General features: G+C 71.4%; 17 protein-coding genes, 1 tRNA gene and 1 pseudogene. 7 read left to right on the top strand and 12 right to left on the bottom strand.

Going from position 1 to position 17,871, the window contains the following annotated elements; genetic code table 11:
• Positions 1-70: 70 nt before the first annotated feature.
• Positions 71-493, bottom strand: a complete 423-nt coding sequence (locus tag ACWCSU_RS44270) for a DUF6292 family protein (protein ID WP_357708773.1) — start codon at positions 491-493, stop codon at positions 71-73.
• Positions 494-632: 139 nt separating this feature from the next.
• Between ACWCSU_RS44270 and ACWCSU_RS44265 the strand changes: the two genes are divergently transcribed.
• Positions 633-758, top strand: a complete 126-nt coding sequence (locus tag ACWCSU_RS44265; RefSeq protein ID WP_357708775.1) for a hypothetical protein — start codon at positions 633-635, stop codon at positions 756-758.
• A gap of 10 nt (positions 759-768) precedes the next feature.
• Positions 769-1,200 carry a DUF2269 family protein gene (locus ACWCSU_RS44260; RefSeq protein WP_357708777.1) on the top strand — a complete coding sequence of 144 codons (432 nt, stop codon included), beginning with the start codon at positions 769-771 and terminating at the stop codon, positions 1,198-1,200.
• Between the two features lie 19 nt (positions 1,201-1,219).
• Here ACWCSU_RS44260 and ACWCSU_RS44255 read toward each other — a convergent pair whose 3' ends face one another.
• On the bottom strand, positions 1,220-2,359 hold the full coding sequence (locus ACWCSU_RS44255) for a cystathionine gamma-synthase (protein WP_449942479.1): 1,140 nt from the start codon (positions 2,357-2,359) through the stop codon (positions 1,220-1,222).
• A 122-nt stretch (positions 2,360-2,481) separates the two neighbouring features.
• Entirely contained in the window at positions 2,482-2,691 is a 210-nt protein-coding gene (locus tag ACWCSU_RS44250) for a hypothetical protein (protein WP_357708783.1), read from the bottom strand.
• 193 nt (positions 2,692-2,884) lie between these two features.
• Between ACWCSU_RS44250 and ACWCSU_RS44245 the strand changes: the two are divergent.
• Positions 2,885-3,547, top strand: a pseudogene (locus tag ACWCSU_RS44245) (histidine kinase dimerization/phosphoacceptor domain-containing protein); the annotation flags it as partial.
• 276 nt (positions 3,548-3,823) lie between these two features.
• On the opposite strand, the gene ACWCSU_RS44240 reads toward ACWCSU_RS44245, so the two are convergent.
• Positions 3,824-7,063, bottom strand: a complete 3,240-nt coding sequence (locus ACWCSU_RS44240) for a BTAD domain-containing putative transcriptional regulator (RefSeq protein WP_449942478.1) — start codon at positions 7,061-7,063, stop codon at positions 3,824-3,826.
• Positions 7,064-7,135: 72 nt separating this feature from the next.
• On the opposite strand from ACWCSU_RS44240, the gene ACWCSU_RS44235 reads away from it, so the two are divergent.
• Positions 7,136-7,984: an NAD(P)-dependent oxidoreductase gene (locus ACWCSU_RS44235; protein WP_449942477.1), complete on the top strand. Its 849-nt coding sequence runs from the start codon at positions 7,136-7,138 to the stop codon at positions 7,982-7,984.
• On the opposite strand, the gene ACWCSU_RS44230 is transcribed toward ACWCSU_RS44235, so the two are convergent.
• The gene (locus tag ACWCSU_RS44230; RefSeq protein ID WP_357708791.1) at positions 7,985-9,355 is read right to left on the bottom strand and encodes a cystathionine beta-synthase; all 1,371 of its coding nucleotides are present in this window, start codon (positions 9,353-9,355) and stop codon (positions 7,985-7,987) included.
• A gap of 126 nt (positions 9,356-9,481) precedes the next feature.
• Between ACWCSU_RS44230 and ACWCSU_RS44225 the strand changes: the two genes are divergently transcribed.
• From ACWCSU_RS44225 to ACWCSU_RS44215, 3 genes are all read left to right on the top strand, one after another.
• Positions 9,482-10,465, top strand: a complete 984-nt coding sequence (locus ACWCSU_RS44225) for an SGNH/GDSL hydrolase family protein (protein ID WP_357708793.1) — start codon at positions 9,482-9,484, stop codon at positions 10,463-10,465.
• Between the two features lie 147 nt (positions 10,466-10,612).
• The gene (locus tag ACWCSU_RS44220; RefSeq protein ID WP_357708795.1) at positions 10,613-11,941 is read left to right on the top strand and encodes an outer membrane protein assembly factor BamB family protein; all 1,329 of its coding nucleotides are present in this window, start codon (positions 10,613-10,615) and stop codon (positions 11,939-11,941) included.
• Positions 11,942-12,015: 74 nt separating this feature from the next.
• A complete protein-coding gene (locus ACWCSU_RS44215; protein ID WP_449942476.1) occupies positions 12,016-13,233 on the top strand; it encodes an acetyl-CoA C-acetyltransferase in 1,218 nt (405 codons plus the stop codon).
• Between the two features lie 63 nt (positions 13,234-13,296).
• Here the strand turns inward: ACWCSU_RS44215 and ACWCSU_RS44210 are convergent, their stop codons facing one another.
• The 7 genes from ACWCSU_RS44210 to ACWCSU_RS44180 all read right to left on the bottom strand — a co-directional run bounded on the left by ACWCSU_RS44210 (position 13,297) and on the right by ACWCSU_RS44180 (position 17,866).
• Positions 13,297-13,704 carry a PPOX class F420-dependent oxidoreductase gene (locus ACWCSU_RS44210; protein WP_357708800.1) on the bottom strand — a complete coding sequence of 136 codons (408 nt, stop codon included), beginning with the start codon at positions 13,702-13,704 and terminating at the stop codon, positions 13,297-13,299.
• A gap of 56 nt (positions 13,705-13,760) precedes the next feature.
• Complete coding sequence (locus ACWCSU_RS44205; RefSeq protein WP_357708803.1) at positions 13,761-13,994, bottom strand: DUF4287 domain-containing protein; 234 nt, start codon at positions 13,992-13,994, stop codon at positions 13,761-13,763.
• Between the two features lie 158 nt (positions 13,995-14,152).
• Complete coding sequence (locus ACWCSU_RS44200; protein WP_357708806.1) at positions 14,153-14,944, bottom strand: Bax inhibitor-1/YccA family protein; 792 nt, start codon at positions 14,942-14,944, stop codon at positions 14,153-14,155.
• Positions 14,945-15,310: 366 nt separating this feature from the next.
• Positions 15,311-15,386, bottom strand: a tRNA-Leu gene (locus tag ACWCSU_RS44195).
• Between the two features lie 49 nt (positions 15,387-15,435).
• Positions 15,436-15,960 carry a peptide deformylase gene (locus ACWCSU_RS44190; protein WP_357708809.1) on the bottom strand — a complete coding sequence of 175 codons (525 nt, stop codon included), beginning with the start codon at positions 15,958-15,960 and terminating at the stop codon, positions 15,436-15,438.
• Positions 15,957-16,469, bottom strand: coding sequence for a glycine cleavage system protein R (locus tag ACWCSU_RS44185; protein WP_357708812.1), 513 nt, complete (start codon positions 16,467-16,469; stop codon positions 15,957-15,959). Before ACWCSU_RS44185 ends, ACWCSU_RS44190 begins: the two co-directional genes overlap by 4 nt.
• An 80-nt stretch (positions 16,470-16,549) precedes the next feature.
• Positions 16,550-17,866, bottom strand: coding sequence for an NAD(P)/FAD-dependent oxidoreductase (locus ACWCSU_RS44180; protein ID WP_357708814.1), 1,317 nt, complete (start codon positions 17,864-17,866; stop codon positions 16,550-16,552).
• Positions 17,867-17,871 lie beyond the last annotated feature (5 nt).

Here is a 17,871-nt window from a genome sequence, read left to right as displayed (position 1 = left end):
CCTGCAGAAGAGCCCGGAGCCCTTCGGCGCGCAGCGCCCTTCGGGCGGAGGCGCTTGCCCTTCCGGGGTGTCAGGCTTCGATCAGGCGGGCGTAGAAGTCGAGGGCGACGTCGAACCCGTCGCGGCAGTTGCGGTGCGACCGGTAACAGGGCCGCCAGGCCGAGCTGGCGCCCACCCCCGCCCGCGCGTCCACCAGAGCCTGCGGCACGCGCTCCGGCCGGGGCAGCAGCCCGTGGCCCAGGTAGCGGACGCCGGTCAGCTCGGTGTGCGCGCCCGCCGCACCGGCGACGAAGCGGCCGAGCCGCCAGCCGCTCTCCTCGTCCCACACCAGCGCGTGGTCGTCGGCGAGCTTGACGGTGGCGTCACGCGGATCGCACGGACCCTCCCACCAGTCGGCCACCTCGGCTCCGAGCAGGTCGACGACGCGCTCGACATAGCCGGCCGGCTGCTGCAGCCACTCGTCGGTGTACGGCTCGACGTGCCTGATGGCCACGGACGGCACCCCCTTGTGCCCTGAAGGTAAGAAAAAAGCGACGGTCACCAACCATACCCGTGGCGAACTTATTCCGTTGCACGTCCGTCTAGTCATTACGGACGATATTCACGTCGGACACGGGGAAGGAGGAGAGCCCATGATTGCCACGATCCTGCTGATCATCCTGATGGCCGTCGCGGTGGCGGCCACGGAGCTGATCATGCGTTGCTCCTCGCAGGTTAAAGAGAGTGTCGAGCCGCCGACCGAGATCGTCGGGGACTAGTCTCAGGCGCATGTCCCTGCTTCTCTGGCTGCACATCGGCTTCGCCATCTTCACGATCGGCCCGCTGACCGCCGCGACGATGGCCGCTCCCCGGGCCATCCGCACCAACAACGTGCCCGTCCTGCGGAACATCCAGCGCACGACGAGGATCTACAGCCTCGCCTCCTTGGGCGTGCTGGTGTTCGGGGTGGCCGTGGGGATCGCCGTCGGGAACGGCGTGCTCGGCCTGTGGTACATGACGGCGTCGATGACGCTGTTCATCGTGGCGATCGTGCTGCTGGTCATCATCGATCGCGACCTGCGCACCGCCCTCCGCGCTCTTGAGAGCGAGAACACGGAGGACGACGCGAAGGTGCAGACCGGCCGGGTCGCGGCCATCAGCGGCCTGCTGGCCCTGATCTGGCTGGTGATCCTCTTCCTGATGGTCGTCCCGACGCCCTGACGGCCGGTGTCCCGACGCCCTAGCCGAGGGCCTGGGTGAGGTCGGCGAGCAGGTCGTCGACCGTCTCGATGCCGACCGACAGGCGCACCAGGTCGTTCGGCACCTCCAGGGGCGAGCCCGCCGCGGAGGCGTGCGTCATCCTGCCCGGGTGCTCGATGAGCGACTCGACGCCGCCCAGCGACTCGCCGAGCGTGAACAGCTTGGCCCGGTTGCACACCTCCACGGCCTCCGCCTCACCGCCCGCCACGCGGAAGGACACCATGCCGCCGAAGCGCCGCATCTGCTTGGCGGCGGCCTCGTGGCCGGCGTGCTCGGGCAGGCCCGGGTAGAGCACCTGGGTCACGCGCGGGTGCGCGAGCAGCAGGTCGACGACGCGTTCGGCGTTGTCGCAGTGGCGGTCCATGCGCACGCCGAGGGTCTTGAGCCCGCGCAGCGTCAGCCAGGCGTCGAACGGGCCGGCCACCGCGCCCATCGCGTTCTGGTGGTAGGTCAGCTCGTCGCCGAGGCCCTTGTCCCGCGCGATCAGCGCGCCGCCGACCACGTCGGAGTGGCCGCCGACGTACTTGGTGGTGGAGTGGACGACCACGTCGGCCCCGAGCGCCAGGGGCTGCTGCAGGTACGGTGACGCGAACGTGTTGTCCACGACCAGCAGCGCGCCGTTCCCGTGGGCGAGCTCGGCCAGGGCGGCGATGTCGGCGATGCCGAGCAGCGGGTTGGTGGGCGTCTCGACCCAGACGATCTTCGTCTTCTGCGTCATGGCCGACGCCACCGCGTCGAGGTCGTGCAGGGGGACCGGGTCGTAGTGCAGGCCCCAGCGCTCGTGCACCTTGGCGAACAGCCGGTACGTGCCCCCGTACGCGTCGTTGGGGATGATCACGTGGTCCTGCGGCTTGCACACCGTGCGCAGCAGGGTGTCCTCGGCGGCCAGGCCCGAGGCGAAGGCCAGCCCGCGCGCGCCGCCCTCCACGGCGGCCAGCGCCTCTTCCAGCGCCGTCCTCGTGGGGTTGGCCGAGCGGCTGTACTCGTATCCCGAACGCAGGCCGCCTACGCCGTCCTGCTTGTAGGTGGACGTGGCGTAGATCGGCGGCACGACCGCGCCGGTCAGCGGGTCGGGCTCCTGACCTGCGTGGATCGCCAGGGTCTCAAAACCGTTGGTCATAGGCCCCACGTTAACGGAAAGCGGCCCGCGATCCGTTCCCCAACGGACCGCGGGCCGAAGGCGGGGCCGTCCCCCGACTGCGCCCGCCCCGGGCCCGCGCGCCATGCCCGCGCGGGCCACGTTCATGCGGCTCGGGCCGCCCTGGGCTCGCGTGCCGTCGCGGCCGTCGCGGCCGGGGCGCTGAGCCGTACGATCTCCACGTCGATGTGGCGGCCGCTGCCGCCCTCCGCGTCCTCCCCGTTGATGCGGGAGAGCAACACCGGGTCGGCCAGCGCGAGCAGCGCCGTGACGACCAGTCCCAACCCCAGCAGAACGAATCCGATGACCACCATGTCCTGTCCCCCTTCCGACGTGCTTCCAGCATCGCCGAGCGGCCTGCGCCGCCGCCTCCGCTGAAGGGCTGGTCCGCCGGCGACCGGGTCGGCCGATCGGTTGATACGAGTTGTCCGACTTCCGGCCTACTCTCGTGACGTGGGGGATTCGAAAGGCGTCGTGTACTGGGTCCGGCGGCTGAGCGAGATCGCGATGCTCGGCTGGCTCGGCCTGATGCTGATGCTCGACCTGGCCATCGCCGTCAGCACCGGGGGGCTGCAGTGGTTCGTGCCGTTCTGCGGCGCGGCCGGGATCGCGGCGGTCGTCCTGCGCCGCCGCCACCGGCTTGAGGGCTTCTGCGCGCTGCTGGGGCTGTCCTTCGCCGTGTCGCTGGTCATCGCGTCGGTCGACGCGCTGGGCGCGCCCGGCATGGCCGAGACGGGGTCGCTGCTGGTCCTCCTCATCGGCGTGCTGCGGCACGTGGAGCCGGTACGGCGGGCGGCGGTGCTGGCGCTCGTGGGGCTGGCCGTGCTGATGGCCGAGTCGGCCAGGCGCGACTACCCCACCGCGGGGCTGGCGTTCGCGTTCCTGCTGTTCGCGGGGTGGTCGATGGCCGCGGGCATCGGCGGCTACCTACGGTTCCAGCAGGAGCGCCGTACCGAGGCGGTGCATTCCGTACGGCGGGCCGAACGCCTCGAACTGGCCAGGGAGCTGCACGACCTGGTCGCCCACCACATCACCGGCATCGTCGTCCAGGCCCAGGCCGCCCGTACGGTCGCCGAGCACAAGCCCGAGGCGGTGCTGCCCGCGCTCGACGCGATCGCCTCGGCCGGGTCGGAGGCGCTGACCTCGATGCGGCGCATGGTCACCGTCCTGCGCACCGAGGACGAGGCGGACCGCAGGCCCGGCACGACGCTGGCCGACCTGCGGCTCCTGACCGAACGGTTCTCGGTCGAGGGGCCGAAGGTGGCGTTCGAGATCGGGTCGGGCATCGACGACCGCACGCTGCCGCCGGAGGTGATGACGACGCTGCACCGGGTCCTGCTGGAGTCGCTCACCAACGTGCGCAAGCACGCCACCCGGGCCGCCTGGGTGGAGGCCGATCTGCGGCGGTACGAGCGGGTCGTCGTGCTGCGGGTGCGGAACTTCGGCTCAACCGCGTCGGACCCGCGGGTGTCCCGGCTGGGCGGCGGGTTCGGGCTGGTCGGCATGGCCGAGCGGGTGGAGGCGCTGGGCGGCAGGCTCTACGCGGGCCCGTCCCCCGAGGGCCCCTGGGAAGTGATCGCCGAGTTCCCCCTCCCCTGAGCCGAGAGGGGTCTCTCCAAGGTCGGGTTGCCCTGAGCCGAGAGGGGTCTCACCGAGGTCGAGTTGCCCTGAGCCGAGAGGGGATTCTCCGAGGGAGAGCTCGCCCGCGGTGAAGGAGCGGGTGAAGTGGTCCTCGCCGAGGGCGGCGCGCAGGCGGGTGGTGATGCGGTCGACGTCGTGGCGTTCGCCGGCGGGCAGGGGCGCGCCGACGGCTCGCCGGATCGCCGCCGCCCGTCCCAGCTTCCCGGCCGCCTCCTCCAGCCGCTCCCCGCCCGCGATCGACAGCGCGCCCGCCAGCCCCTCCAGGGCCAGCGCGACGGCCCTCGGGTCGCCCGTCGCGCAGGCGTCCCCGTACCCCTCGTGATGGCGGGCCAGCGCGGTCCCGGCATCGCCGCGCTGCTCGGCCACGAACCCCCACTCCGCCATGACGAACGCCGTCCCGGGCGTGCCGTCCACCTTCCGCAGCCAGTCGAGCGCCGACAGCAGGTACGACTCCGCCTCCTCGTACCGCCCCTGCCTGCGGGCGCTCATGGCCAGGCCGAGCAGCGCGTTCTCCTCCGCCGACCGGTACGACTGCGCCACCGCCAGCCGCAAGGCCCGCCCGTGGAAGTCGTCGGCCCGCTCGTAGTCGCCCGTGAGCAGCGCGAGCCGTCCGATCGCGGCCAGCTTGAACGACACGTCGAACCCCAGCCCCTCGGCCAGCCGCAGCGCCTCGTGCCGCAGCCGGGCCGCCCCCTCGTAGTCGCCGCGGATCTCGGCCACCCGGTCGAGGACGTCCATGGCCTCGACCTGCCCCCATTCGTCCCCCAGCTCCCGGAAGACGGCCAGGCCCCGCTCGCCGTCGCGTTCCATCGCCGCCAGGTCGCCGCGGCCCACCGCGAGCTTTCCCCGCAGGCACAGCGCCGCCGCCATCCCCCACCGGTCCCCCAGCTCCTCGTACGCCGCGAGCGCCCGCCCGACGGCGGCCCGGTGCGCCGCGTGGTCGCCGTACGCCCAGCGGACGAAGCTCAGGAACCAGTCGGCCAGCGCGGCCCCCGTACGGTCGAGCGCGGCCCGGCGTACCGGCGGGGTGGGCTCGCCGAGCAGCAGCCCGATGCCGGCCAGCCACACCGAGGCCAGGGCGGCGGCGCTCTCCTCGCCGCCCGCCGCCAGCGCCGCCTCGATCGACCTGCGGGCCTCGCGCAGCCTGCCGCGCAGGATCCAGTACCAGGCCAGCGCGTTGGCCAGGCGCAGGGCCTCGGGGCCGGACAGGGCCAGCCGCAGGTTGGCGCTCTCGGCGTCCAGCCGGTCCAGCCACTCGTGCTGGCGCGGGCCGCGCAGCTCGGCGCGGGCGGCCAGGCCGGTGTAGTGGCGGGCGTGCCGCTCGCGCAGCAGATCGTGCTCGCCGGCCTCGCGCAGCCGTTCGAGGCAGTAGGCGGTCACCGACTCCAGCAGCCGGTAGCGAGGACCGCTCGCCACGACCACCAGCGACCGGTCCACGAGTTTGGCCAGCACGTCGAGCACGTCCACGCCGGGCTCGGCGCAGACCGCCTCGGCGGCCTCCAGCGTGCAGCCGTCGGCGTGCACGGCCAGCCGCCGCAGCACTGTACGCTCCTCGGCCGACAGCAGCTCCCAGCTCCAGTCGATGGTGGCCCGCAGCGTGCGCTGCCGGGCCGGCGCGTCCCGCATCCCGGCGCTGAGCAGCCTGAACCTGTCGTCCAGCCGGGCGGCCAGCTCCTGTACGCCGAGCGCCCGCACCCGCGTCGCCGCCAGCTCCAGGGCCAGCGGGATGCCGTCGAGCCGCCGGCAGATGTCGGCCACGGCGGGGCCGGGCTCGACGTCCGCGCGGGCCGCGAAGAGCCGTACGGCGTCGGGCTCGGGCAGCGGGTGGACGACGCGGACCCGTTCGCCGGACACGCCCAGCGGCTCCTGGCTGGTGGCCAGCACGCGCAGGCCCGGCGCGGCCCGCAGCACCGCCGAGACGAACCCGGCGACCTGCTCGACCAGGTGCTCGCAGTTGTCCAGGACCAGCAGCGCGCTCCCGCCCGCCAGCACCCTGGCCAGCCTGGACGCCAGCGGCACGGAGTCGTCGTCGCGCACGCCCAGCACGGCCGCCACCGCCTCGGCCACGTCCGCGGCCCCGGCCAGCTCCACCAGCCACACACCGTCGGCGAACCCGTCGGCGGAACCATCGGCGGAACCGTCGGGGAAGGCCAGGCGGCGGGCGGCGGCGAGGGCGAGACGGGTCTTGCCCACGCCACCGGACCCGGTCAGGGTCACCAGCCGCGACTCCGCCAGCAGGCCGGCGACCTCGGCGAGGTCGGCGTCGCGGCCGATCAGCGCGGTGAGCGGCGCGGGCAGGTTGGTGCGCGGCCCGGGGTCGGCGAGCGGCGGAGCGGTCAGCGCGGGGTCGTGGCGCAGGATGGCCCGGTGCAGCGCGGCCAGCTCCGGCGAGGGGTCGAGCCCCAGCTCCTCGGCCAGCCTGACGCGCAGCTCCTCGTAACCGGCCAGCGCCTCGCTCTGCCTGCCGCCCCGGTACAGGGCCTTCATGTGCGAGGCGCGCAGCCGTTCGCGCAGCGGGTACCGGGCGACCAGGTCGGCGAGGTCGACGTCCTGGCCGAGGGCGAGGCGTACCTCGGCCTGCTCCTCCAGGGCCGACAGGCGCAGCTCGGTCAGCCGGGCGATCTCGGCACGGGCGAACCCCTCGTCGGCGAAGTCGGCGTAGGCCGGGCCCCGCCACAGCCCGAGGGCCTGCTCCAGCTCGCGGGCCCGCTCACGCGGGGCGGCCCCGCGGCGGCCCGCCAGCGCGCGGAAGCGGGCGGCGTCGGAGTCGTGGGCGGCCAGCCGGTAACCGGCCGGGCCGTGGACGATCACGGCGGGGTCGCCGAGCGCGCGGCGGAGCTGGGAGACGCGGGCCTGGAGGGTGCCGAGCGGGTTGCGGGTGGGCCGGTCGCCCCACAGGTCGTCGATCAGCCGGTCGGCGGAGACCGGACCGCCGCCGGCCGCCAGCAGGGCGGCGAGGAGCGCGCGGACCTTGGGCTCGGCGACGTGGACCTCCTCGCCGCCGGTCGAGACGGCCAGCGGGCCGAGCACCCCGAATCGCACCATGCAGAGCCTAACCCGTAGCCGGTCGTAAGGATTTCCGTAGCGCGGTGTCGCAGGCTCCCTGTCATGACTCAGGTGACAGTTGTGGGACTCGGCCCGATGGGGTCGAAGATGGCCGAGACGTTCCTCGGCGCGGGTTTCGACGTGGCCGTGTGGAACCGTACGGCGAGCAAGACCGAACCGCTGGTCGCCCAGGGAGCCCGGCGTGCGGCCTCGGCCGCGGACGGCGACCTGCTGGTGATCAGCCAGATCGCCTACCAGGCGATGTACGACAGCCTCGGCGAGGCCAGGCTCGACGGGAAGGTGCTGGTCAACCTCAGCTCGGGCACCCCCGAGGAGCTGCGCGCGGCGGCCCGCTGGGTGGCCGGACGCGGTGGCACGCTCATCACCGCCGGGATCATGGTCCCGCCCCCGGGCATCGGGCAGCCTGGCGCGTACTCCTTCTACAGCGGCCCGAAGGACGTGCTGGACCGGCACACCGCGACGCTCAGGGCACTCGGCGACGTCGTCCACGTCGGCGACGACGAGGGCCTGGCGATGATGTACTACCAGTCGCTGCTGCTGATCTTCTGGTCGAGCCTGACCAGCCAGATGCACGCCATGGCGATGCTGCGCACGGCCGGGGTCTCCCCGCTGGAGTTCCTGCCGTACGCGCGGGAGACCTTCACCCAGCTCGGCGGCGACGGCACGATGGGGTTCGCCAAGGTCCTGGCCGAGGAGTTCGCCGCCGGCGTCTACCCCGGCGAGCTGAACTCCCTGCACATGCAGGCCGTCGGCCTAGGCCACGTCGTGCACGCGCTGGCCGAGGCGGGGGTGGAGACCACGGTGCCGAACGCGCTGAAGCGGCTCTTCGAGCGCGCCGACGCCGAGGGACGGGGCCACGAGGGCCTCGGCACCGTGATCGAGTCGATCAGGAAACCCTGATCAGTGGTTGGCGAGGAAGGCGAGCAGGTCCTGCCGGGTGATCAGGCCGGCGGGCTTGCCGTCCTCCAGGACGACGGCCGCGTCGGCCTTCTCCAGCGCCTCGACCGCGCGCGCGACGGGTTCACCGCTGCCGATCGTGGGTAGCGGCGCCGACATGTGGTCGGAGATCGGGTCGTCGGAGGCGAGCCTGCCGTGGTAGAGAGCCTCCAGCAGGTCGCGCTCGACGATCGAGCCGACCACCTCGGCCGCCATGACCGGCGGCTCCTCCTTCATGACCGGGAGCTGCGACACCGAGTACTCGCGCATGATCGAGATGGCCGTGCCGACCGACTCGTGCGGGTGGGCGTGCACGAACTCCGGCAGGCCCGGCCCCTTGCGCGCCAGCACGTCGCCGACCAGACCCTCGTCCGAGCTGGTGGTCAGGAAGCCGTAGTCGGCCATCCAGTCGTCGTTGAAGATCTTCGACAGGTAGCCGCGGCCGCCGTCGGGCAGCAGCACGACCACCACGTCGTCGGGCCCGGCCTTGGCCGCCACCTGCAGCGCCGCCACCACGGCCATGCCGCACGAGCCGCCGACCAGCAGCCCTTCCTCGCGGGCCAGGCGGCGGGTCATGTTGAAGGAGTCCTTGTCGGACACCGCGATGATCTCGTCGCAGATCCCGGTGTCGTACGTGGCCGGCCAGATGTCCTCGCCCACGCCCTCCACCAGGTACGGACGGCCGGAGCCGCCGGAGTACACCGAGCCCTCGGGGTCGGCCCCGATGATCTTCACCCGGCCGTCGGAGACCTCCCTGAGGTAGCGGCCGGTGCCGCTGATCGTGCCGCCGGTGCCGATGCCCGCCACGAAGTGCGTGATCCGGCCGTCGGTCTGCTCCCACAGCTCGGGACCGGTCGAGTGGTAGTGGGAGTCGGGGTTGTTGACGTTGGAGTACTGGTCGGGCTTCCAGGCGTTGGGGATCTCGCGGGCCAGCCGGTCGGAGACCGAGTAGTACGACTCCGGGTGGTCGGGCGAGACGGCGGTCGGGCAGACCACGACCTCGGCCCCGTACGCGCGCAGCACCGCGATCTTGTCCTGGGCCACCTTGTCGGGCACCACGAACAGACACCGGTAGCCCTTCTGCTGGGCCACGATGGCCAGGCCCACACCGGTGTTGCCGGACGTCGGCTCGACGATGACACCGCCCGGCCGCAGCGCGCCCGACGCCTCGGCGGCCTCGATCATGCGCAGCGCGATGCGGTCCTTGACCGAACCGCCGGGATTGAAGTATTCGACCTTGGCCAGCACCTGGGCGGAGATCCCCGCCGTGACCTTGTGCAGCCGGACGAGCGGAGTGTTCCCCATGAGATCGACCAGGGAATCGTAAACGCGCACCGAGGTGTTCACCTTCTTTGCCGAAGCTTGATCAGCTTGCCCGAGGCCGAGATCCATTGGGGGTGGCAGGCCCTCGGCTAGTTTTCAAGCAAACGCTACCGCCGAGTTCGACCGGGAGGACACTACGTGGTCTGGGCAGCAGGCATGGCACGCGCGGCCAGGAGGATCGCCATGGCGGCCGCGCTCGGAGGTGGCGGGCTGACGGCGCTCGGAGCCACGGCGTACGGCCTGCTGATCGCTGAGGGACTGCTCGCGCGCAAGGCCATCGGCCGCCCCCACGGTCTGGACGGACCGCCTTCGGACGGCATCTACGGCGATTTCCACGGAATCCCCCTCAACATGGTCATGCTCGGCGATTCCACCTCGGTGGGCCTGGGCATGACCGATCCCAGCCACACCCCCGCCGTACTCCTGGCCAACGGCGTGGCGGCCGTGGCCGAGCGCCCGGTGCACCTGCTCGTCGCGGGCAAGTCCGGCGCCCCCTCCGCGGAGCTGCCCGAACAGGTGGACGCCGCCCTCGCCATGCGCCCGGACGTGGCGGTGATCTTCGTGGGCGCCAACGACATCATCACCCAGACGCCGCCGGCCGTCGCGGTGCGCCATCTGGCCAAGGCGGTGCGGCGGCTGCGCGAGGCGGGCGTCGAGGTGGTCGTCGGCACCTGCCCCGACCTGGGCACGGTGCGGCCCATCGCCCAGCCGCTGCGCTGGGTGACCCGGCGGTGGAGCCGTCAGCTCGCGGCGGCCCAGACCGTCGCCGTGGTGGACGCGGGCGGCCGGACGGTGGCGTTCGCCGACGTCCTGGGGCCGGAATTCGATACAAATCCGACAGAAATGTTCGGACCGGATCGTTTCCATCCATCTGACCGAGGTTACGCGCAGGCCGCTTACGCGGTGCTACCGTCGGTGTGCGCTGCGTTGGGGCTGTGGCCTGAGCCGCGGCCCGCGCGGGGCGAAGGACTGCAACCGATCTACCTTGCGGCGGCAACGGCCGCGGAGGAGCCCGGCACCGAGGTCAGCGCGACCCGGGTCGACGGGCGGGCGACGGGGCTCCACGGCAAGTGGGCCACGCTGTTCCGCCGGCGACTCGGCGAGACGCCCACCGACGCCTGAGCGCGCCCGGCGGACGACTCGACGCCCCCCACCGACGCGTGAACGTGCGTGGCGGGGGGCTTGACGACCCCTGATCCGGTCACCCTCCGAGCCCTAGCCGTCACTCCTCGTTCTCTTTGGAGTGAATTGTCTGTGCTCCGGCCCCTCATGAAACCTTCCCTGGCCCTCGCGGGGACCCTCGCCCTGACCGCCTGCTCCGGCAGCGACGCCGCCACGGCGAACTTCCCCTCCTGGCAGAACACCCAGGTCAACGCGGTCAGCCGGATCGTGTCCGCGGCCGGTGTGGTGACCACGACGTCCATGAAGCCCGACGGCACGCTGGAGACCGTGGCGCTCGGCCTCGACAACGGGCGGCGCCTGTGGGCGTACCCGGCGACCATGGCGGGCCGCCTGCCCGGCATGGGCGTCTCGGCCCCCGCGATCGTGGAGACGGCCAAGGGCCAGGGGGTGATCGTGGCGCTCGACCCGACCAGGAAGGGGCGCTGGAACGCCACCCTCATCGCCCGCGACGCCCGGTCCGGGGCGCAGAAGTGGACCCGGCCGATGCACTCCACGTTCGGGCCGCAGCGCTGCGGCCCGTACCTGTGCGTGTCGGAGCACACCGCCCTGGCCCACGCCCGCATGGTCGTGCTCGATCCCGCCACCGGCCGGGTGATGTGGAAGCTGCCCGGCATCTCCGAGGTCGAGTGGTCCGACCCGGCCCGGGTCCTGCTGCTGCGGATGGCCGCCAACCCCATGATCGAGTCGTACGACGTCAAGACCGGCAAGCTCCAGTGGCAGCAGCCGATCGAGCAGGCGCTCGGGCCGGGCATCGACCTGTCGGGCGGGTGGGCGTTCGGCTCGACCGGCGACAACCTGGTCGGCTACGTCGCCCCCTACACCAACCCCCAGACGAAGAAGGTCTCCACCTTCGGCCTGTTCTCCATCCGGATCGGCGACGGCACGGTCAACTGGATGCGTCCCTCGGTCGTGCGCGTCTACCCGAGCGGCAGCCCCGGCTACGCGCCCGTCGTCCGCCCGGTCGACCGCCGGGGCGCCTACGGCGGTTTCGCCAGGCTCGACTCCGAGACCGGCCGGGTGGTCGGCCAGATCACCGCCTCCGACGTCCCCGGCTCGGGCTGGTGGCTGGCCTTCCCCGACCGCATGGACAAGCTGGGCTTCCTCAAGCACGACGCCAAGGGCAGCGCCTTCGACCTGGTCTCGGGCAAGCCCGCGCAGGTGGGCGAGGAGCGGGGCTGGTCCTTCTGCGTCACCGACCCCAAGCCGCTGCCGCTGCGCGGCCAGGCCCCCGGCTTCTACTCCACGGCCGCCGTCTGCGAGTACGACCTCGGCAGCGGCACCCGCGTCTCCCCCATGAGCGCCCCGCCACCCTGGTTCACCGGCAGCCAGGACGGCTGGCGCCTGTGGCGCGACGAGAAGGGCGCCGTGCACGCCGTCAACGACCACACCGCCACCGCCCCCGGCATGTACGGCTGACGCGGGGCCCCGGGGTGCTTGCGAGGAGGACTGGAATATAGTTCTAATATCAGCGCCGGACACAAGGAGGGGCCATGCCCGAGGCAGTCATCGTCGCAACCGCGCGTTCCCCGATCGGACGAGCCTTCAAGGGGTCGCTCAAGGACATCCGTCCCGACGATCTGACCGTACAGATGATCCAGGCGGCGCTGGCCAAGGTGCCCCAGCTCGACCCGAACACGATCGACGACCTCATGCTCGGCTGCGGCCTGCCGGGCGGCGAGCAGGGCTTCAACATGGCCCGGGTGGTGGCGGTGCTGCTCGGGCTCGACACCGTGCCGGGCACGACCGTCACGCGTTACTGCTCCTCCTCGCTGCAGACGACACGGATGGCCTTCCACGCGATCAAGGCGGGTGAGGGTGACGTGTTCGTCTCGGCCGGCGTCGAGACCGTCTCCCGGTTCGCCAAGGGCAACTCCGACTCGCTGCCCGACACCCACAACCCGCTCTTCCTCGACGCGCTGGGCCGCACCAAGCAGGCGGCCGAGGGCGGTCGGACCTGGCACGACCCGCGCGAGGACGGCGCCGTCCCCGACATCTACATCGCCATGGGGCAGACCGCCGAGAACCTGGCCCAGCTCAAGGGCGTCAGCCGCCGCGAGCAGGACGAGTTCGGCGTGCGCTCCCAGAACCTGGCCGAGAAGGCGCTGGCCGACGGGTTCTGGCAGAAGGACATCACCCCCGTCACGCTCCCCGACGGCACCGTGGTCGCCAAGGACGACGGCCCCCGGGCCGGCACCACGTACGAGGGGGTGGCCTCGCTGAAGCCGGTCTTCCGCCCCGACGGCACGGTCACCGCCGGCAACTGCTGCCCGCTCAACGACGGCGCGGCGGCCCTGGTCATCATGAGCGACGTCAAGGCGGCCGAGCTGGGCATCACGCCGCTGGCCCGGATCGTCAGCACCGGCGTCAGCGGGCTCTCGCCCGAGATCATGGGCCTGGGGCCGGTGGAGGCCTCGAAGCAGGCGCTGTCCCGGGCCGGGATGGCGATCGAGGACATCGACCTGGTGGAGATCAACGAGGCGTTCGCGGCGCAGGTGATCCCGTCGTACCAGGACCTCGGGATCGACCTCGACCGGCTCAACGTCAACGGCGGGGCCATCGCCGTGGGGCACCCGTTCGGGATGACCGGCGCGCGCATCACCTCGACGCTGATCAACAGCCTGCGTCACCACGACAAGAGCCTCGGTCTGGAGACCATGTGCGTGGGCGGCGGCCAGGGCATGGCGATGGTGCTGGAGCGCCTGTCCTAGATCGTGCCAGGCGGCCCTGTACCGGTCTCACGGCCGGTGCGGGGCCGTTTCGCGTGGTGCGGGTCAGCCCTGACGGTCCGGGCCCGCCTGGAGCGGGGTCACGCGGACGATGACGCGCCGATCGCGGACCATGGCCTCGCGGTAGCCGTCCCAGTCGGGGTGTTCGCCGGAGATGTCGCGGTAGTAGGCGACGAGCTGGTCCATCGCCTCCGGCAGGGAGACGATCTCGGCCGTCCCGTCGACCTGGAGCCACTGGCCGAAGAAGCCGTCGGCGAGCACGCAGAGGGAGACGCGGGGATCACGGCGGATGTTGTGCACCTTCATCGCCGTCTCGCGCGTGCTGACGACGATGCGACCGTCGGCCACGCCCGCCAGCACCGGCGACATCTGCGGGTGCCCTCCGCGACGGCTGGTCAGCAGGACTGCGTGGTGGTTGGTCTCGATGAAGCCGAGTGCCTTGTCCAGATCCATGTGTTCATGATGACGCGCCCGTGCGGCGAGCACGGGCGCGGGGATGGGGAAGAGCTCTAGATCGAGCCCATCCGGGTACGGCGGTGCCGCTCGTGCTCCAGCACGATCGCGGCGGCGTAGCCGTGGGTCAGCCCGTGCTCGTCGGCGAGCCAGTTGGCCCGCTCGTCACACCTCAGGAAGGACGGGCCGTTGTCGATGGCTTGGAACCACTCGGGGAGTTCGCGTCCCGTTATCGTGGGGACCCTTGCGATGAGCTTCGTCTGCGTCTCCGGTGAGTGGTTCAAGGACATGGGCACCTCCGCGGATTAAGGTCCTTTGCTCGACACTGCAACACCGCGCTGCGAATGGCAACCCCCAAGCCAGGCATCATTCTGTGACGGCAGGTAGATTTCCGGTCGCACAAAGAGAGGGCCCCGCCGTTACGGCGAGGCCCCCAGGAGGTGAACGATCAGTCGTCGCCGGTGAAATAGCTGATGAAGCGGAGCACCTCGAGGTAGATCCAGACCAGGCTCAGCGTGAGGCCGAACGCGCACTGCCAGGCGAACTTCTCCGGAGCGCCCTGGCGCACGCCCTGCTCGATCGAGTCGAAGTCGAGGAGCAGGAAGAAGCAGCCGACCAGGATCATGACGAGGCTGAAGATCCAGCCGATCGGGCTGTCGGTGCGCAGGCCGAGCCCGACGCCGTTGAAGATCCCGACGATCAGGTTGACCAGCACCAGCCCGACCACCGCGATGGCGGCCGCCATGCCGAACTTGACCAGCTTGGGCGTGACGCGGACGACCCGCAGCGAGTAGACGGTCAGCACCGCGCCGAAGGCGAAGGCCGTACCGAGCACCGCCTGGAAGACGATGCCGCTGATGGCCCCCTCGAAGACCTGGCTGATCTTGCCCAGGAAGACGCCCTCGAAGACCGCGTAACCCAGGATGAGCGCCGGGTTGGTGCTCTGGGTGAACGAGGCGATCAGGCCGAGGATCAGGGCCACGACGGCGGCGCCGATGGCCAGCCCCGGGGGGACGTTGAGCACCCAGGCCGCGGCCGCGGCCACGACGAGCGCTCCGAGGGTGAGGAAGCCCCGGACCACGACATCGTCGAGGGTCATCGCCCGGTGGGCGGGCGGGGCCGGGGGTGCGTACGACGGGGCGTCGTACATGTTCCGCAGGGTGTCGGGTGACGGGGCGGGGCCGGCCCATCCCGCGTGCTGCTGACGCGTCCTGCTGAAAACGGGGTTCTTGCTCTCCATCGCTGCCTCCTGTGGCGCCGAGCCTACGGGGCCTGGCGGCACCTAGGTCAACTCACGCTGAGATCGAAGTTCGTCGGGGGACTTCGGCAGCGAGGACAACGAACGTGGCCGGGCGGGAGTTCCCAAGGTCGCCGCGGCCGTCCCGGGGGCCGGCGGCCGGGCGGCGAGTAAGTCCGGCGCGGGCAATTGAAACAGTGTTCTGTTGGGTTTCGTGATGAAAACGGAATCTTCCCGACGCCTCACCACACCGGGTCTTCCCGGCAAACGAGAGGAAGCATTGTGTGACGGGTTGATAGCAGTAGTGAACCATCAGCCGCGACAAGATGCTTCACTCGGAGAAAACCCCAGGTCGGGGACACTTAAGAATGGTGCCCCCGGCGGGATTCGAACCCGCACTACAACCCTTTTAAGGGGTTTGCCTCTGCCATTGGGCTACGGGGGCGCCGCAATCATACGAAACGGACCATGCTTCCGAGGAGCACAACTTCGCATCAGGCGTCACAAGTGTGAAGTCTGCGGTGAAGTGATAGCGCCCCTGACACTCTGTCCAAGAAGAGTAGACCGTCCAGATGGTCCAGTTGGTGCTGAATGCAGCGGGCCTCGAAGGCGTCCGCCTCGACGGTGACCGGCTCCCCTGTGCCCGGCAAATGCCCATGTACGGTGATACGCGTCGCCCGCCGTACGTCCGCGGTGAGCCCCGCGATGGACGCGCACCCCTCGCGCCCGCCGTCCCAATGGGAGGCACTCGTGAGGCGAGGGTTGACCAGGACGAGCTCACCGGCCCACGACCGGGCCCGGGGGTGGGCCCAGGCGTTGAAGGCGATCAGCCGCCAGCTCAGGCCGATCTGGGGGGCGGCCAGCCCGGTCATGGCGATCTCGCCGCGCAGGGTCGCGAGGAGGTCGGCGGCGGCCGTCACGGTCTCGGGGGCCGCCGGATCGACCGGCTCGGCCCTGGCCGACAGCGCCGGGTGGGGCGCGCCGAGCACCCGGCGCGGGGTGCCTCTGGCGCCCGTCACAGCAGGTCCGGCTCGACGGGACGGAAGGTGATCTCCGAGTCGAGCCCCGCCCCGACGGCCGCCAGCCGGCGCATGAGGGCGGCGACGTCGACGTCCTTGGGCAGCTCGACGTCGGCGATGAGCACGTAGAGGCGGCCGGTGAGCCGGGTGCTCATGCCGGTGATGTTGCCGCCGTCGGCGGCGAGCACGGCGCTGACGGCCGAGATGATGCCCGGCCGGTCGGGGCCGTGCACGGTCAGGACGTAGCCGTGGCCGCCGCCGTCGTCGCAGAAGTGCCGCCGCGCCTCGATCGCCGAGGCGGAGACCACCAGCTCGGGGGCGCACAGCCGCTTCGTCAGCTCGTCGGGTTCGAGATCGCCGGAGACCAGCAGCATCATCGCCACGTAACCGCCGAGCAGCGTCATGGTCGAGTCCTGGATGTTCGCGCCGCAGTCGGCCAGCGAACCGGTGACGGCGGCGATCACGCCGGGCCGGTCCACGCCGAGCACGGTCACCGCTGAGAGCCCCACCCGTGGTACCCCTTCCGCATTTAGTTCAGGGGTGCCGAAAACGCCCCGGCGATGTTCGCTGGGGCGCTGCCGTGCCTGGGCTAGCGGCGGGTCGTCGCCACCGCGGCCCTGAATCCGTCGCGCGGATGCTCCATCTCACCGAGTGAGATGGTCTCTCGCTTGAAGAACAGGGCCAGGGTCCAGTCGACGACGACACGGACCTTGCGGTTCAGCGTCGGCACCCGCGACAGATGGTAGGTGCGGTGCATGAACCACGCAGGGAAACCGCGCAGCTTCACGCCATAGACATTCGCGACGCCCTGATGCAGGCCCAACCCGGCGACCGATCCGACATATTTGTGCCGGTAATCGACCAGTTCTTCGCCACGCAGGTGACGGACGATGTTGTCGGCCAGCACCTTGGCCTGGCGCACGGCGTGCTGGGCGTTGGGGGCGCAGTACTGGCCCGGGTTCGTCACGTCGGGCACACCGGCAGCGTCGCCGGCGGCGAAGGCGTCGCGGGTGCCGGCGACGGTCAGGGCGGCGGTGGTCTTGATCCGGCCCCGCTCGTCCAGGGGCAGGTCGCTGTCGTTGACGACCGGGCTCGGCTTGACGCCCGCCGTCCACACCAGGGTCTCGGCGTCGAACTCGGTGCCGTCGCTGAGCACGACGTGGCCGCCCTCGCACGACTCCAGCCTGGTGTCCAGCTTGACCTCGATGCCGCGCTCGCGGAGCTGCTCCAGCGTCCACTTGCCCATCTCGGGGCCGACCTCGGGCAGCACCCGGTTCGTGGCCTCGACCAGGACCCAGCGCAGATCGGCCGGGGTGATGTTGCGGTAGTAGCGGGTGGAGTCCTTGGCCATGTCCTCAAGCTCGGCCAGCGCCTCGACGCCCGCGAAACCGGCCCCGACCACGACGAACGTGAGCGCCCTGCGCCGCACCTCGGGATCGACGGTCGACTCGGCCACGTCGAGCAGGTGCAGCACGCGGTTGCGCAGCGCGATGGCCTCGCCGACGGTCTTGAACCCGATCCCGATGTCGGTCAGCCCGGGGATCGGCAGCGTGCGCGAGATGGACCCGGCGGCCATCACGATCAGGTCGTAGGCCACCTGACGCGGCTCGCCCTCGGCGGGCTGGAAGGTGACGACGCGCTCGGCGTGGTCGACCTTGGTGACCGTGCCGTTGAGAATGCGCACCTTGGGCAGGATCCGGCGCAGCGGGGCCACCATGTGCCTGGGCGAGAGGTTGCCCGCCGCCGCCTCGGGCAGGAACGGCTGGTAGGTCATGTAGGACTGGGGGTCGATGATCGTGATGCTCGCCTCGCCGCCCCGCAGCTCGCTGCGGAGCCGGCGCTGCAGCCGGAGCGCGGTGTACAGGCCGACGTAACCGCCGCCGACGATCAAAATGTGCTTGTTCATCCTGA

The sequence above is a fragment of the Nonomuraea sp. NPDC001699 genome (genome assembly GCF_053596455.1).
The sequence above is the reverse complement of the archived record's forward strand: the minus strand, read 5'-3'. Positions and strand labels throughout refer to the sequence as shown.